The organism is Nocardia thailandica NBRC 100428 (genome assembly GCF_000308795.1).
GTDB lineage: Bacteria > Actinomycetota > Actinomycetes > Mycobacteriales > Mycobacteriaceae > Nocardia > Nocardia thailandica.
Genome location: NZ_BAGK01000241.1, coordinates 25,251 through 40,434, shown reverse-complemented (window position 1 = coordinate 40,434; position 15,184 = coordinate 25,251). Strand labels below are relative to the sequence as shown.

Genomic DNA, 15,184 nt, shown 5'->3' with positions numbered 1-15,184 from the left:
GCGCGCGATGTCGAGGGCGGGTCGGCGGGAGGGCGGTGTGTATCGTGCGGCACATGCGAGTCGACGGGCGGGAGATCCCGGTAACCGGGAGCCTGCTGCAGCCGTTGATCCGGCGGACCAGTGACATCGTCCGGGTCGTCCTCGCCATGGGCGGCGTCGCGATCGTCGTCGCGGGCTCGCTGATCACCCGGCCCGAATGGCTGGCGCTGGAGAAGTCGGTCTCCGGCATCGTCGACTTCCTCAACCCGGATCAGTCCAACCTGGTCTACCTGATCTACGGAATCCTGATCCTGGCACTGCCGTTCGCGATCCTCATCGAGCTCGCGCTCGGCAGGCAGTGGAAGCTCTTCGCCGGCTACGCTGCCGCGGGCCTGCTCGCGGTCCTCGCGCTGTCGATCACGGGCACCGGGCTCTCCACCCCGAAGTGGCATCTGCAGGTGCCGGACCGGCTCGACAACACCTTCCTCTCGCAGTTCCTCGACGACCCGCGCTGGATCGCGATGCTGGCGGCGATGCTGACCGTGTCGAGCCCCTGGCTGCCCACCCGGCCGCGGCGCTGGATGTGGTTCCTGCTGTTGATGTTCGCGCCGATCCACCTGGTGGTCTCCTCGGTGGTGCCCGCAAGGGCCATGTTCGGCCTCGCGGTGGGCTGGCTGGTCGGCGCGGCGATCGTCTGGCTGGTCGGCACGCCTGCCCTGTCGGTGCCGCTCGACGGCGCGGTCCGGGTGCTGGCCGCGCGCGGCTACACCGTGCGGTCGTTCACGGTCGTGCATCCGGCCGGGCGCGGACCGCTGATGCTGGCCACCGAGGTCGGCGGGCCCGAGGCCGAACTCGTCGTCGAGCTCTACGGCAAGAACCAGCGCAGCTTCGGCGCGCTGAAGCAGCTGTGGCGCTGGATCACCTTCCGCTCCAGCGAGACCGCGCCGCTGCACGGCTCGATGCACCGCGCCGTCGAGCACCGGGCGCTCATGGGCATCGCGATCGGCGACCACGGCATGGCCGACTGCCGTCAGGTCGCCGTGGCCGGCCTCGACCGCGGCTGGGTGCTCTACGCGCACACCGTGCCGACCGCCACCCCGCTGCGGGAACTGTCGAGCCAGGTGCTGCCCGGCGTCTGGCGCTCGCTGAAGACCCTGCACGACAACCAGATCTCGCTCGGCGACCTCCAGCCCGACTACATCCGGGTGCAGCAGGGGGTGACCCTGTTCGGCGGGTTCGCCGCGGCCGAATTCGGCGCCTCCGAGGCGCAGCGGCAGTCCGACATCGCCCAGCTGCTGGTCACCACCACCGCGCTGTTCGGCAAGCACACCGCCGTCGCCACCGCGCTGGAGGTGCTCGGCAAGGAGACGGTGGTGACGGCGGCCGGGCGGCTCACCAAGTCCGCCATGCCCACCGGCATCCGCCGGTTCGTGCCGGACTGGAAGGACGTCCTCTCCACCGCCCGCGAGGAGATCCGCGCGCAGACCGGGCACTCGCGCATCCCCGCCGAGCAGCTCACCCGGTTCAACCGCAACCAGGTCATCCAGCTGGTGCTGCTGGTCGGCCTGGTCTACGTGGCCTACCCGTTCATCAGCCAGGTGCCGACCTTCTTCACCCAGCTGCGCACCGCCAACTGGTGGTGGGCGCTGCTCGGCCTCGCGATCTCGGCGGTCACCTACTTCGGCGCGGCCGCGGCACTGTGGGCCTGCGCCGACGGGCTCGTCCGTTTCCGTCTGGTGCTGCTCGAACAGGTAGCCAATACCTTCGCCGCGACGACGACGCCTGCCGGTGTCGGCGGGCTCGCGCTCGGTGTGCGGTTCCTCCAGCAGGCGGGGATGTCCACCGTGCGGGCCACGGCGGCGGTCGCGTTGCAGCAGTCGGTCCAGGTGATCACCCATGTCGGGCTGCTCGTCGTGTTCTCCGTGGTGGCGGGCACCTCCACCAACCTCTCGCACTTCGTGCCGGACCCGACGATCATCTACCTCGTCGCGGGCGTGATCCTCGGCATCGTCGGGGTGTTCATGTTCGTGCCGAAGCTGCGGCACTGGGTCAGGACGGCGGTCCGGCCGCAGGTGCAGGAGGTGACCGCCGAGCTGACCGGCCTCGCGCGCGACCCCAAGCGGTTCTCGCTGATCATCGGCGGCTGCGGCGCGATCATCCTCGGCCAGGCGCTGGCGCTGTGGGCCAGCGTCGAGGCGTTCGGCGGCAGCACCAATTTCGTCACCGTCGCCATCGTCACCATGATCGGCGGCACCCTGGCCTCCGCCGCGCCGACCCCCGGCGGCGTCGGCGCGGTCGAGGCCGCGCTCATCGGCGGCCTGGCCGCCTTCGGCCTGCCGACCGAGATCGCGGTGCCCGCGGTCCTGCTGTACCGCGTGCTCACCTGCTGGATCCCGGTCCTGCTCGGCTGGCCGATCATGCGCTGGATGGGCGAGAAGGAGATGATCTGAGGCCGGCGCGGACGTGCGGGGCCGTTGCTGTCTGATCCAGACGCGTCCCGTTTCGTCCGATTTCCGCGTGTTTTCGCGGTTGCCGGGCGTTGGCGGGGGAAGTGAGACTGCACACATGTGGGCACCGGGGTGCGAGGTGCGTGCAGGGGCATTCAGGAACACCTAGACTGTCTGGGACGTATCCGGATCATGACCGAGAGGTGATATTTCGATGGGACCCCGGACGGTGGTCGCCGACGTCGCCGACGAGCTGGCCCGCCGGGTCGCCACGGGCGAGTATCTGCCGGGTGATCTGATGCCGTCGGTCCGCCAGGTGGCCGAGGAGTTCGGTATGAACCGGGCCACCGCACAGTTGACGCTGGGCAGGCTCGAGTCCTACGGCTTCGTCGAGGCGCGCCGTGGCAAGGGCTTCACCATCCGTGACGTCCGGCAGGACGGCGGCATGGACGTCTACCGTCACCTCTTCCGCTTCTCCGTCGCCGCGCCGGAACTCGCGGCCGAGATGTTCGCCGACATCGTCGACGTCGAACGCGGCATCGTGCTCGAGGCGCTGCTGGGTTACACGGCCGCCGAGAAGGTGCTCGATCCGGCCGGACTGGCCGCTGCCGTCGACGAATTGGAGGCCCTCGCCCGCCGCGAGGACCCCGACCGCATCGCCATCCTGGCCGCCGAGGTGTCGCTGGTGCGCACGCTGCTCGGCGTGCTCGGCATGAGCATGCAGCGGGCCGTGCTGAACTCGATCGCCGACATGGTCGTCGAGGTCCCCGAGGCGGTCACCGCCTACTTCGCGGTCGCGCCGGATCTGCACGTGCTGGTGTGGCGGGCGCTGCTGGCGGTGTGGGACACCGGGTCCGGCCCGACCGAGGCGCAGCTGGCGCTGTTCGAGGACCTGTTCGCGCTCTACCACGAGAAGGTGCTCGCCCGCTTCGGCGAACTGGTCGGCGTCCTGCCGCAGCCCGCCGAGCGCGCCGCGACCGCCTGACTCAGCTGTCTGGGTCGGGCGAGGGGCGCGGATTCCCGTGCCGCGCCAGCCACGATTCCACCCGGGCGCTGGGATGCGCGGTGCCCATCAGCGTGGTCATGTGCGGATAGGACGTGCGGATCAGGCCGGATCCGACCATCACGCCCAGCGCGATCGACATCACCGACAGCAACGCCGACACCATGACCTCCAGCCCGGACACCCCCACGTCCCGGGTGGTGTGCAGCACCAGCTCGGAGACGCCTTGGAGGCTGATACCGCCGGGCACCAGCATCCAGAACGCGGGCAGGAAGGCCACCTGCGGCGGCGGGGCGTTGCTGCGGTTGCGGATCAGGTAGGCCGCGGGCACCGCGACGAGCCCGCCGAGGAATGCGCCGGTCAGCGGGCCGGAGACGAACTTGCCGAAGGCCTGCGCCGCGAAGGTCGCCCACAGCACGACCAGCAGCCAGCCCAGCGAGTTCTTCGGCGCGCTCGAGCGCCACGAGTGCCCGATGCCGATGAGCAGGACGCCGATCAGCGGCGCCCACCACCCCAGCTGCGACGACTCCGGCTGGGCGGGCGGCAGGTCGCCGAGCACGCTGATCCCGACGTAGAGCCCGAACGACAACAGGAACAGCATGTTGATGCCGTAGACGATGCGGCTCGCCCCGGCGACCATCGACCCGTTGGCCAGCTCGATGGTGCCGTTGGTCAGCATCGTGCCGGGCAGCAGTGTGGCCACCGCGGGGACGAGCAGCTGGGTCGGGTTGCCGCCGGAGAGCGCCTCGGGGAACCCGAACGAGAGCGCGGCGACGGCCGCGGCGGCGACCACCGGCAGCGCGTAGGACAGCAGCCGTACGCGATCGCCGATCTGGGTCAGCACCCCGACGACCAGGCCGAGCACGACGTAGCCGACCAGCGCCTGGGCGGCCGGATTGAGCATCATGCCGAGCCCGACGGTGAGCACCACCTGCCCGAGCAGGATCAGCCACGGCGGGCTGCCCGGCTTCGCCGACAGCAGCGCGGTCAGTTCCCGGTCGGCCTCGGCGGGCGGCGGTACCTCGTCCTGGATCCGGTCGAGCAGCCGGTAGAGGCCGGCGATCTGATCCAGCGGGAGCGTGCCGACCTCGGCGTCGAGCATGTCCACCGACGAGCCCGCGGTGGTGCGGACCCGGACGAACACCGCGGTGGGCAGCACCATGAAGTGCACGGTGTGCGCGCCGTAGCGGGCGGCGAGGTCGTTGAGCGTGTTCTGGACGGTCGCCGAGGTCTCGCCGGCGCCGATCAGCGCGACGCCGACGCGGCACAGCAGCGTCAGCAGCTCGCCGGGGACCTCCTGTTCCTCCTCGACCGCGGGCGGGGAGCCCGCGGGCGCGCCGAGCGCCTCATCGAAGCGGCCCGCCAGGCGGGTGACCGTCCGGCGGAACCGGTGCGAGGCCGTCGACCAGCGGCGGTGGTGGGGAGGAGGGGAGGTCACGGCACCGCCTTCCCGTGCGAGGCAAGCGACCGGCAACGGGATCCGTGCACGCGACGAACGGCGCGATGCCGGCGGCGCGGGGCGCGCCACCGGTGAGTTTATGGCAGGCGGCTCGTTCCGGCAGGCGACCGGCCGCCGGGCGGTGCGCCACGGGCAACCCCGGGGCGCACCGCGGCGGGTCAGCTGTTGAGCTTGGTCAGCCGGTCGCAGGCCGTGACGTACTCCTCGACCAGCCGGTTGACGACGTCGGCGCTGCGCTCGACGCGGTCCATCATCCCGACCACCTGGCCGACCGGGTTGAAGTTGACGTCCTTGGCGGCCTCCGGGTACCGGTGCCCGCGCTTGACGCCGTCGAGCGCGACCATCATCTGCAGCGGCATGGGCAGCGGGTCCGGGGTGCCCTCGGCCTCCCAGGCGTCGGTCCAGTCGTTGCGCAGCATCCGGCACGGCTTGCCGGTCCAGGACCGCGACCGGACGGTGTCGTGGCTCGACGCCGACAGGTAGGTGTCGCGCTGGGCGGGCGGCACGTTGGCCTCCTCGACGGTCAGCCACAGCGAGCCCGTCCACGCGCCCTGCGCGCCCATGGCCAGCGCGGCGGCCACCTGGGCGCCGTTGCCGATGCCGCCCGCGGCCAGCAGCGGCATGTCGCCGATGGCCTCGACCACCTGCGGCCACAGCACCAGCGAGGAGATCTCGCCGCAGTGGCCGCCGCCCTCGGTGCCCTGACAGACGACGAAGTCGAGCCCGGCCTCCTTGTGCGCGAGCGCGTGCTTCACCGAGCCGCAGAGCGCGCCGATGACCCGGCCCGACTCCTGGATCTTGGCGACGACGTCGGCGGGCGGGGTGCCGAGCGCGTTGGCGACCAGCTTGGCCTTGGGGTGGCGCAGGATGACCTCGACCTGCGGCGCGGCGGTGGTCGCGGTCCAGCCGAGCAGCTCGTTGTGGTGCTCGCCGTCCGGCAGCGGCGGGACGCCGTGGTCGTCGAGCAGCTTGGCCGCGAAGTCGCGGTGACCCTGCGGAACCAGCTGGGCGAGCTGTTTCTCGAGCTGCTCGGGGGACAGGCCCTCGACGCCCTTGCCCTCGTACTTCGACGGGATCACCAGGTCGACGCCGTAGATGCCGTTGACGTGCTCGTCCAGCCAGGCGAGTTCGACCTCGAGCTGTTCGGCGGTGAACCCCACCGCGCCGAGCACGCCGAGCCCGCCGGCGTTGCTCACCGCGGCCGCCACGTCGCGGCAGTGGGTGAAGGCGAAGATGGGGAACTCGATGCCGAGCTGTTCACAGAAATCGGTGCGCATGGCGAACTGTAACACGTTCTATTTTGCTCGCGAAAGGATCAGATGGCGGCCTCTTCCAGAGCCGCCAGCGAATCCTCGAGATGGTCGAGCAGCCGGGCCAGATCCGGCAGCGTCCGGCGGCAGCCGACGAGACCGAAGTCCAGGTTCTCCCCGTTCGAGGTCAGGGTGATGTTCACCGCCTGCCCGTCGAGCGGGATCGACAGCGGGTAGCCCGCGTCGAGCCGCGCGCCGTTCCAGTACAGCGGGTCGCGCGAGCCCGGCACGTTCGAGATGACGATGTTGAACGGCGGCGCCGCCATCGAGGCGAACCCCGGCAGCAGCATGGTCGCCATCGGGCTGAGCATCAGCGCCGACAGCGCCATCGACTGGGTGCTGCTCAGCGACCGGTAGACCTCCTTGTTGCGCCGCGTCGACTCGCTGACCACGCGCAATCGCTCCAGCGGGTCCGCGACGTCGGTGCCCAGATTGCACAGCAGCGCCGCGACCCGCACGCCCTGGGTGTCGGTGTCGTCGGCCTCGCGCACCGACATCGGCACCATGGCGATCAGCGGCTTGTCGGGCAGCGCGTCCCGTTCGATCAGGTACGAGCGCAGCGCACCCGCCGACATGGTGAGCACCACGTCGTTGACCGTCGCGCCGGTCGCCTTGCGCACCTGCTTGATCCGGTCCATCGGCCAGGAGCGCACCGCGCACCGGCGCGCGCCGCCGATGGGCACGTTGAACACCGTGCGCGGCGCGGCGAAGGGCAGGGTCAGCTGCTGCTCGACCAGCCCCGTGCGCGCCGCACGCAACAACGCCGTCGTCGAGCGCGGCGCCGACGAGAACAGGTTCTTGGCCAGGCCGAGCGCGCCGCCGTTCCCCGCCCGCTCCGACCGGGCCCGCCGCGGCAGGTTCCACGGCACCCGCGCCTCGCCGGAGGACGGGTCGCTCGTCAGGGTGCGGCGCATCAGCCGCTGCGCCGCGACCCCGTCGATGAGGGCGTGATGCATCTTCGAATACAGGGCGAACCGGCCGTCGGCCAGACCCTCGACGAAGTGGAGTTCCCACAGCGGCCGGTGCCGGTCGAGCAAAGCGCTGTGCAGCACCGAGGCGTGATCGAGCAGCTGCCCGAAACCGCCCGGCGCGGGTAGCGCGCTGCGCTGGACGTGGAAGTCGAGATCGATGTCGCTGTCGGTGGTCCACGCCAATTGCGGCGCGCCGAGCCAGGTGGCGGGCCGCTTGCGGAACGTGGGGTGAAAAGCCTTGTCCGCGATCAGCTTTTCCTTGAATTCGCGCAGATAGTCCGGACCGGCGCCCTCCGGCGGTTCGAACAGTTGCAGCGATCCGACGTGCATCGGATGTTCCCGGGATTCGGCCAGCAGGAACAGTGCGTCCAACGGTGCAATGAACTCCACGAAAATCGCCCCCTGACGAGTGTGGTGTGGTGCTTTTGTTCGAGCGAAATGACGATCGACCACGCTGTCGGGCCGGCACGAGGTGCCGTGTTCAAAGCTACCGTGCCGCCGCGGGCTCCGTCAGGCGATCGTCCGCACCACGCCTGCTCGCGGCACCCCCGGCGACTCAGGCGGGCTGATGGACCACCTGGGTCGGGACGGTTTCCCGGTCGGGCTCGCCCGCGGGCGCCTGCTCCGCGTCGGGCGCGGCCGCCTGCTCGAATTCCGGTTCGGGCGTGGCGGGTTCGGCCTCCTCGGGCTCGGCCGCGGGCGCCGGCGCCGGGGCGGGCGCGGGAACCGCGACCTGCTGCACGGCCGCGGGCTTGGCCACCTCGAGCCCGAGCTCCGCGCGGGCGACCTCGACCAGCGACCGCTCCTGCTCGGCCGCGTGGTGCATCGCCTTGTGCCACAGCGAGGCCATCTCCTCGATCTCCTCGAGCGTGGCCTCCAGATCGATGTGCAGCTTGAGACGCTGCATCGTGATGTGCTGGGCCGCGGTCAGCGTGCGCAGCAGATCCTCGCACTTGTTCGGGATGCGGCGGTGCGCGACGACCCGCAACCGGGTCAACGTGCCGCCGGACTGCTCCCAGATGGTCTTGCTGATCTGCGCGCCGACGGCGTCGATCTGCTCGACGGTGACCAGGTCCCAGTCGCTGCAGCTGCTCAGATCGGTGCGCACCTGCGCGGAGGTGTCCAGGATGGAGGCCACCGCCGAGAGCACGACCTCGCGCCGCCAGGACTGGTGATCACGTTCGCTGCCAACCTGATTGGACAGTTCGATATGGCGCTGGGCGGTGTCGAGGGCCTGCCTGCCCCGCTCGTCCGCCGCGGCCAGTGCCTCCCGGTGGGTCCGGTTGACCAGGATTACGCCGATGAGTATTGCGGCGGCGACGATGAGCGAGCTGAGGAAGGGGAGCCACTGAGTCACGCAGCAAATCATCGCACCGTACCGACATTGCGTCACCATGATCGGCGGGTTGTCCCCGGCGACACACCGGCGGGCCCGGACAGGCGAGGAGGTCCGGACCCACGGATCGGGCCGGACCTCCTTCGATCGCCGAGGGTGGCGATCAGACCTCGAGCTCCTCTTCGATGGACTTGAGCTTGTGCCGGGCCAGCGCCAGATTGGCCCGCCCCCGCTCCAGCGCGAGATAGAGGAAGAGCCCCTTGGACTTCCGGCCGGTCATCGGGCGGATGAGGTGGTACTGCGAGGACAGCGTGATGAGGATGTCCTCGATGTCCTCGTTGAGGCCGAGCTGCTCGATGGTCCGCAGCTTGGCCCGGACCACCTCGGTGTTGCCCGCGGCGGCGACCTGCAGATCCAGCACCTTGGTGCTGGAGAGCATGCCGAGCGCCATACCGCTGTTGAAGTCGACGACCGCGGCGCCGACGGCGCCGTCGATCACCATCATGTCCTTCAGCGCGATATCCATGTTGGACATGTGTTTCCTTTCAATCGGTGTTCTTCGCCTGGTGCTTGCCCAGGTCGCTGGTGGTTGGCGCGAGATGATCGGCGATGGCGCGCGCGACCGGTCGCGATTCCAGGTGCAGCCGGCCGACATTCACGTCGGAACCGGTCAGCACGGTCAGGGAGGTCCAGCCCGCGGCGTAGATGACCACGTGGCCGTCCGTCCCGTGCACGACGACTTCGTGGAAGCCGCTGCCGTGCGCGGTGGTGGCGAGCCGGTGCGAGAGCGACAGCTGCGCCGCCGCCATCGCGGCCATCCCGCCGGGTTCGATGTGCGGGGGTAGGTCGTGGGCGATGAGCAGCCCGTCGCTGGAGGCGACCAGCGTGCCGGTCAGCCGGGGCACCCGGTCGCGCAGTCCTCTCAGCTCCGCCAGCACCGCCGCGTTGGGTTCGGGTCCCGACATCGCCACCTTGGTCAACCTTCCCTTGAGTCTGTCGCGGAGCAATCTCTTCCGCTGGGTCACGCAGAGCCCTCCAGTGCCGCCTTGAGCCGGATCAGCACGTCCCGGTCGACCGGCTCCCAGCGCTCGGGCACGGGTAGCGCCGGCGTCGCCCTGACCCGCCTGCGGGCCAGGGTCGGCCGGTCGGCGCCGGAGACGAGCACGCGCGGCTCGGTGGGCACGCGCGGCTCGGCGGAGGTGATCGGTACGGGCGCCGGTCCGGGACGTTCGACGAGGCCCGCGTCGGTGAGTTCGCGCACCGCGACCAGGCAGCCGTAGGTGGTGCGGCCGAGGTCGCGGGCGATGCCGGCGACGCTGCGCCGGGAGTCGGCCGCGGCGAGGACCTCGACCTGTCCGCCGGTCAGCGCGATGCGCCGCTGCCGAACGCGGCGCGTCGGCACCACCGGCACCCGATCGACCAGGTCGGCGGGCCAGGGGGAGCCGGTGGCGTCGCGGCGGCGTTCGAACTCGTCGACCACCGCGCGCGGCGCGACCCGGCACATGCCGGTCATCCAGTGCGCGGGCCCGGGGCGGAACTCCGGCGACGACCGGGACGACATGAGGAAATAGGCCGCGTCGAACACCGACAGCACCGCGAGCGCCTCGAGGCGGGGCCGGTGCAGCACCCGGCTCGGATCGCCGCTGCGGGCCCGTCGCCATTCCTCCGCGGTCGCCACGCCCGATTCCACCGCGAGCCGTTCCAGGCCGGTGGTGCGGCGGCAGTCGGCGGAGGTGATCGCCCCGTCGGTGAAATGGATCGCGCCGTCGCCCGTGCGCAGGACTCCGGTGCACTTCTGTATTTCGAGCCGGCGTAGGACGACGGCGAGTTCAGCGCTCACGACGTTCCTCGGAGAATTCGGTGAGGATGCTCTTGATCTGATATCGCGCCATTGCGAGGTTGCCGCCCGAGGACTCGTCGAACACGACGTGCACGAAAAGCCGGCCGTCGAAATCGGCGTCCAGGAAATTCAGCAGGTGGTAGCCGCGGTCGTTGCACACGACGATCTCGGTGACGTCGCCGTCGGCCTCGGTCGACAGGGTCGGGCAGCTCAGCACGGCACGCACCACATCCGTTGTGGCGGCGGCGTCCTCGTGTTCGTCGAAGCCCTCGTGCTCGCCCGCGGCGGCGATCGCGAGTCCGCTCGCGCCGTCGGCCAGGGTCACACTGCGCGCACCCGGGATGTCCATGATGCGTTTCAAGCTGCCGTCGATACTGAACACTCGCCCACCGTCAGTCGTGCCCGTGATTTCTGATTCGAGACGCTACACAGCATCGGAAGGTCTGTCCGGCTAACCCGTGGAATTCGCCCCGCAAACGAGCGTTGCCGGGAATTCAGAAATATACCCGATGGTATTGAATACCGTACGGTTTCGCATTTCCCCTGGTGACTACTTGTCGGTACGGGAACATCGCAGCCGGATGACCTGCGCGAAGTCCGAATATTGACTTAGGTCATATCGCCCCGCTAATTCCGGGCAATCGAGTGGACGTACCGGCTGTTCGGTATGTCCGCCCTTGCGCCGCCGTCGCGGTTTTCGGTCAGGAACGATGCAGGAAGTGCGCGAGGCCGGCGAGCTCGGGAACCTGCTCCGCGTCGTCCAGCGCCGCCTCCAGTACGCGGTCGTGCGTCGGCTTGGCGGCGTCGTAGGCCGCGCGGCCCTCGGCGGTGAGTTCGGTGTAGATGCCGCGCCGGTCGTCGGCGCACAGGACCCGGGTCAGCAGGCCGCGGTCCTCCAGCCGGTTGACCAGGCGGGTGGTCGCGCTGGCCGACAGGGCGGCGGCGCGAGCGAGCTGGGAGATGCGCATGTGCCAGCCGTCCTGGCGGGTCAGCGCGTCCAGCACGGTGTACTCGACCACCGAGAGGTCGTGGGCGCGGACGAGTTCGCGCTCCAGCGCGGTCTCGATCCGGCCGTGCAGCGCGGCCAGGGTGCGCCACCCGGAGGCGCGGACTTCGACGGCGTCGTCGGCAATACCCATGCGGCCATGATAACCGGCGGTTGCAATAGTCCGCGTGTGCAACTATCTTGGCCGAGTACTTAGTTGCACACGCGGGATAACCGCGCACGGTGAAAGGAAGCGTGAGCTATGCCTCTGGGTCTCCTCGCCCTGGCGCTCGGCGGGTTCGGCATCGGGCTCACCGAGTTCGTCATCGCCGGGCTGCTGTCCTCGGTCGCCACCGACATGGACGTCTCGGTACCGACCGCCGGGTACCTCATCTCCGGCTACGCGCTCGCCGTCGTCGCGGGCGCGCTCGCGCTGACCCCGGTCGTCACCCGGAAGCCGCCCAAACGCGCGCTCCAGCTGCTGATGATCCTGTTCACCGTGGGCAACGTCGCCTCCGCCCTCGCCCCCGGCTACGCCGCCCTGCTCGGCGGCCGCGTCCTCGCCGCGCTCGCGCACGGCGCCTTCTTCGGCATCGGCGCGGTCCTCGCCGCGAGCCTGGTCCCGGCCGAGAAGAAGGCGGGCGCCATCTCGATCATGTTCGGCGGGCTGACCGTCGCCAACGTCCTCGGCGTCCCGCTCGGCACCTTCATCGGGCAGCAGTGGGGGTGGCGGGCGACCTTCGCCGTCATCGCCGTGGTCGGCCTCGCCGCCCTCGCGGGCATCACCGCGCTGGTCCCGGAGACGCCGGCGAGCGCGCGGCGACCGGACCTGCGCGCCGAACTCGCGGTCTTCCGCGAACCCCAGGTCTGGTATTCGCTCGGGCTGACCGTGCTGGTCTTCGGCGGCATGTTCGGCGCGTTCATGTACATCGAGCCGCTGCTCACGCGGGTCACCGGCTTCTCCGAGGGCGCGGTGCCGTGGCTGCTCGTGCTGTTCGGCGTCGGCCTGTTCTTCGGCAATCTGGCCGGCGGCCGCCTGGCCGACCGGGCCCTCACCCGCACCCTGGCCGCGCTCACCCTGGCGCTCGGCGCCGCGCTGGTGCTATTCGCGCTGCTCGCCGAGCACCGGCTCGCGGTGTTCGTCCTGCTGCCCGCCATGGGCTTCTTCGGGTTCGGCGCCACCCCCGGCCTCCAGATGCGGGTGCTCGACTACGCGGGCGCCGCGCCGACCCTCGCCTCCTCGGCGAACATCGCCGCGTTCAACGTCGGCAACTTCCTCGGCGTCTGGCTGTCCGGCCTGGCGATCGCAGCGGGGCTCGGCTGGGTCTCGCCGCTGTGGGTGGGCGCCGGATTCGCCGCGACCGGCCTGGTGGTGCTGGCCGCCGCCACCGGTGCCGGCCGCCGCGCACGGGCGGGCGCCGCGGCGCCCGAGCCCGTCACGGTGTGATTCAGCGCCGCTCGGCCAGTTCGGCCAGTCGGTCCACCGAGGCCTGGAGCTTGTCCTCCGTCGTCGCCCGCGCCCGGACCTGGCGCTTCTCGTCGGTCAGCGCGGTCCAGTCGTAGGTGTGGGTGACCTTGGTCCGGTCCTCGGCCACCGGCTCGAGCTCCCAGCGCCACAGGTGCCCCGGCGCGGGCTGCCCGACCTCGGACGGGTTCCAGGCGATGAGCCTGCCCTCGGCGAACTCCACGACGTGGTTCTGCCGCACCGCCCCGGTGTGGGTCAGCGTGGTCAGGAAGAACTGCCCGGCCGCGGTCACCCGCTGGCCGTCCTCGGCCTCGGCCAGGTTGTCGTTGCCGTCCCAGCGCGGCTGCTGGGCGGGGTCGGCGATCAGCTCGAAGATCTCGGCCGCCGGAGCGGCGATCTCGCGACTGGCATGAACGATCTTGTTGTCGGCGGTCATGGCACGGATCGAACCACGCCGGGCCCCGCCGCGTGCAGGGTAAGCCTCGCCGCGATCGGAATACGGCGAAGGCGCCGGTCCACGGAACGTGGGACCGGCGCCTTCGTGCGCGGCTACGGAGTCGCGGGAGTCGCGGTGGTGGTCGGCGCCGGCGTGGTGGTCGGCGTGACCGTCGTGGTCGGCGCGGGCGTGGTGGTCTCGGCGGGGGTCTCCGCCTTGACCTTCTTCGGCTCCGCGGGCGCGGTGGTCGTCGTCTCCTTCTTCGGCGCCTCGGCCTGGGTGTCCACCGGCTTGGGCGTGGTGGTGACCGGCGGCGTCGTTGTCGTCGTCTTCGGCGCGGTGGTCGTCGTGCCCGGCTTCGTCGTCGTGGTCGGCTTCGCCGTCGTCGTCGTGCCCTTGGCCGTGGTGGTCGGCGTGGCGGTCGGGGTCGCGGTCACCGCGGCCGCCGCGGCCCGAGCGTCGGCCAGGTCCTGCTCCTCCGGCTTGGCCCTGGTGTCCGGGGTGCGCCCGGCCTGGGCCTCCTTGGCCAGGTGGGTCAGCCACGCGGCGGCGTACTCGGCCGAGGTCAGCGGCTTGCCGTTCGCCGGGTCCGAGTCCCGCCAGTAGTCGAAGTGGTGACCGGTCTTGTTCGGGCCGAGCGTCAGCTGGTACGGATCGCTCATGATCACCGGGATGGTGTTCTGGTTGGTGACGATCAGCCCCACGATCTCGTTGAAGATCTTCTGCGGCAGGTAGGCGATCGGCGAGAGCTGGTCCTGGGTGATCGAATCCTGCGCGACCGTCTTCACCGGCTGCTGACCCGGCTTGTAGGCCGGATCCGACACCCGCAGCAGCACCTGGAGGAAGGTCTCGTCCGAGGCCATCCAGTTCGGCTGCGAGGCGATGTCGGAGAACGCCAGCATGGCGATCTGGCCCAGCTTCATCGCCACGTCACCGCCGGTCGCCTCGGTGAGGCCCTGGGCCTGCAGCGAGTCGACGTCGAGCTGGCGGCCGACATTGGCGGCCAGCTGCAGCAGCGAGATGTTCTGCGGGGCCGCGCAGGTCAGGTCGCCCTCGGAGCAGAACGAGGCGACCTTGCCGTTCAGCTTGCCGAAGCTGCCCGAAGTGCCCGGCAGCGCGCCCTGACCGGGCGCGGTGCCGTTGCCGGTCTGATACGCCGGATCGAAGTTGTCCGGACGGTTGGGATCCACCGCGCCCGGGAACGGGCCCTCCCCGGCCTGCCTGCCCGCGTCGGCCAGGATGACGACGCCGAGCACGTCGTCGGGGTTCACCACGCTGTACCCGTCGGCGGGATCGTCGTTGCCGATACCCATCGCGACCCGGCGGACCACGTCCGCGCCCTCGCTGTACCCGACGATCGAGAACTTGGTGTCCGGGCAGGCCGCCGCGATCTGCTGCATGACCTGCTGGGTGTTGGCGACACCGGTGTTCACCGCGTCCTCGTAGGAGTCCATGTTCGCCGGGTAGGCGATGTAGACCGCCGCGTAGTCCTCGCCGGTCTCCGCCTTGGGCGCGTTGATCACCGGGTCGAGCCATTCGCTGCTGTGATCGCCCGACAGGGCGGCGGGCAGCGGGTTGCCGTTGGCGTCGACCAGCATCGCGGTCGTGCCCTCACGGGGTGTGTCGTTACGTCCGGCGACCGAGATGGTCACCATGTCGTGGCATTCGGTCACCGACGAGACGAGCGTGGTGTCCGCCTTGCGTGGGGTGTCCGTCACCGCGAACGATGCCGCGACGATCGCGGCGATACCGAGCACCGCGGGTGCGGCGACCGCCGACGCGATGCGATGCTGCGCGAGGAACTCGCGAAGTGCCATGGTCCGATCCCATTCCGTTGCCGATACCTGGATGGACAGGCCCCCCGACGGGCCAGATGTCACCAGAGCTGTCGTGCCGCCCCCGAAGATCGTTACCGTGGCGAACACAACGTCGGCGTGTCGGATCACGCCGTGA

14 protein-coding genes are annotated in these 15,184 nt (G+C 70.5%); 3 read left to right on the top strand and 11 right to left on the bottom strand.

Features of this window, described 5'->3' with window-relative positions; translation table 11 throughout:
- The first annotated feature begins 53 nt into the window (after positions 1 to 53).
- Positions 54 to 2,429 carry a lysylphosphatidylglycerol synthase transmembrane domain-containing protein gene (locus ON36_RS27835; RefSeq protein ID WP_043659715.1) on the top strand — a complete coding sequence of 792 codons (2,376 nt, stop codon included), beginning with the start codon at positions 54 to 56 and terminating at the stop codon, positions 2,427 to 2,429.
- Positions 2,430 to 2,640: 211 nt separating this feature from the next.
- The gene (locus ON36_RS27830; protein WP_043659713.1) at positions 2,641 to 3,411 is read left to right on the top strand and encodes a GntR family transcriptional regulator; all 771 of its coding nucleotides are present in this window, start codon (positions 2,641 to 2,643) and stop codon (positions 3,409 to 3,411) included.
- A gap of 1 nt (position 3,412) precedes the next feature.
- Here the strand turns inward: ON36_RS27830 and ON36_RS27825 are convergent, their stop codons facing one another.
- The 9 genes from ON36_RS27825 to ON36_RS27785 all read right to left on the bottom strand — a co-directional run bounded on the left by ON36_RS27825 (position 3,413) and on the right by ON36_RS27785 (position 11,484).
- Entirely contained in the window at positions 3,413 to 4,867 is a 1,455-nt protein-coding gene (locus tag ON36_RS27825; protein ID WP_052314409.1) for a threonine/serine exporter family protein, read from the bottom strand.
- Between the two features lie 179 nt (positions 4,868 to 5,046).
- On the bottom strand, positions 5,047 to 6,165 hold the full coding sequence (locus ON36_RS27820; RefSeq protein ID WP_043659710.1) for an NAD(P)H-dependent flavin oxidoreductase: 1,119 nt from the start codon (positions 6,163 to 6,165) through the stop codon (positions 5,047 to 5,049).
- A 38-nt stretch (positions 6,166 to 6,203) separates the two neighbouring features.
- A complete protein-coding gene (locus ON36_RS27815) occupies positions 6,204 to 7,559 on the bottom strand; it encodes a WS/DGAT/MGAT family O-acyltransferase (RefSeq protein WP_043659707.1) in 1,356 nt (451 codons plus the stop codon).
- Positions 7,560 to 7,725: 166 nt separating this feature from the next.
- Positions 7,726 to 8,526 carry a hypothetical protein gene (locus ON36_RS35675; protein WP_043659705.1) on the bottom strand — a complete coding sequence of 267 codons (801 nt, stop codon included), beginning with the start codon at positions 8,524 to 8,526 and terminating at the stop codon, positions 7,726 to 7,728.
- A 142-nt stretch (positions 8,527 to 8,668) separates the two neighbouring features.
- Entirely contained in the window at positions 8,669 to 9,040 is a 372-nt protein-coding gene (locus tag ON36_RS27805; protein WP_043659699.1) for a hypothetical protein, read from the bottom strand.
- 10 nt (positions 9,041 to 9,050) lie between these two features.
- Entirely contained in the window at positions 9,051 to 9,470 is a 420-nt protein-coding gene (locus tag ON36_RS27800) for a roadblock/LC7 domain-containing protein (protein WP_043659799.1), read from the bottom strand.
- A 56-nt stretch (positions 9,471 to 9,526) separates the two neighbouring features.
- Positions 9,527 to 10,345 carry a hypothetical protein gene (locus tag ON36_RS27795; RefSeq protein ID WP_043659697.1) on the bottom strand — a complete coding sequence of 273 codons (819 nt, stop codon included), beginning with the start codon at positions 10,343 to 10,345 and terminating at the stop codon, positions 9,527 to 9,529.
- Positions 10,335 to 10,727 carry a hypothetical protein gene (locus ON36_RS27790; protein WP_085999711.1) on the bottom strand — a complete coding sequence of 131 codons (393 nt, stop codon included), beginning with the start codon at positions 10,725 to 10,727 and terminating at the stop codon, positions 10,335 to 10,337. Before ON36_RS27790 ends, ON36_RS27795 begins: the two co-directional genes overlap by 11 nt.
- A gap of 319 nt (positions 10,728 to 11,046) precedes the next feature.
- Entirely contained in the window at positions 11,047 to 11,484 is a 438-nt protein-coding gene (locus ON36_RS27785; protein WP_043659695.1) for a MarR family winged helix-turn-helix transcriptional regulator, read from the bottom strand.
- 108 nt (positions 11,485 to 11,592) lie between these two features.
- Between ON36_RS27785 and ON36_RS27780 the strand changes: the two genes are divergently transcribed.
- Complete coding sequence (locus tag ON36_RS27780) at positions 11,593 to 12,777, top strand: MFS transporter (RefSeq protein ID WP_043659692.1); 1,185 nt, start codon at positions 11,593 to 11,595, stop codon at positions 12,775 to 12,777.
- 1 nt (position 12,778) lies between these two features.
- Here ON36_RS27780 and ON36_RS27775 read toward each other — a convergent pair whose 3' ends face one another.
- A complete protein-coding gene (locus ON36_RS27775) occupies positions 12,779 to 13,231 on the bottom strand; it encodes an SRPBCC family protein (protein WP_043659690.1) in 453 nt (150 codons plus the stop codon).
- A gap of 113 nt (positions 13,232 to 13,344) precedes the next feature.
- The gene (locus tag ON36_RS27770; RefSeq protein WP_043659688.1) at positions 13,345 to 15,048 is read right to left on the bottom strand and encodes a cutinase family protein; all 1,704 of its coding nucleotides are present in this window, start codon (positions 15,046 to 15,048) and stop codon (positions 13,345 to 13,347) included.
- Positions 15,049 to 15,184 lie beyond the last annotated feature (136 nt).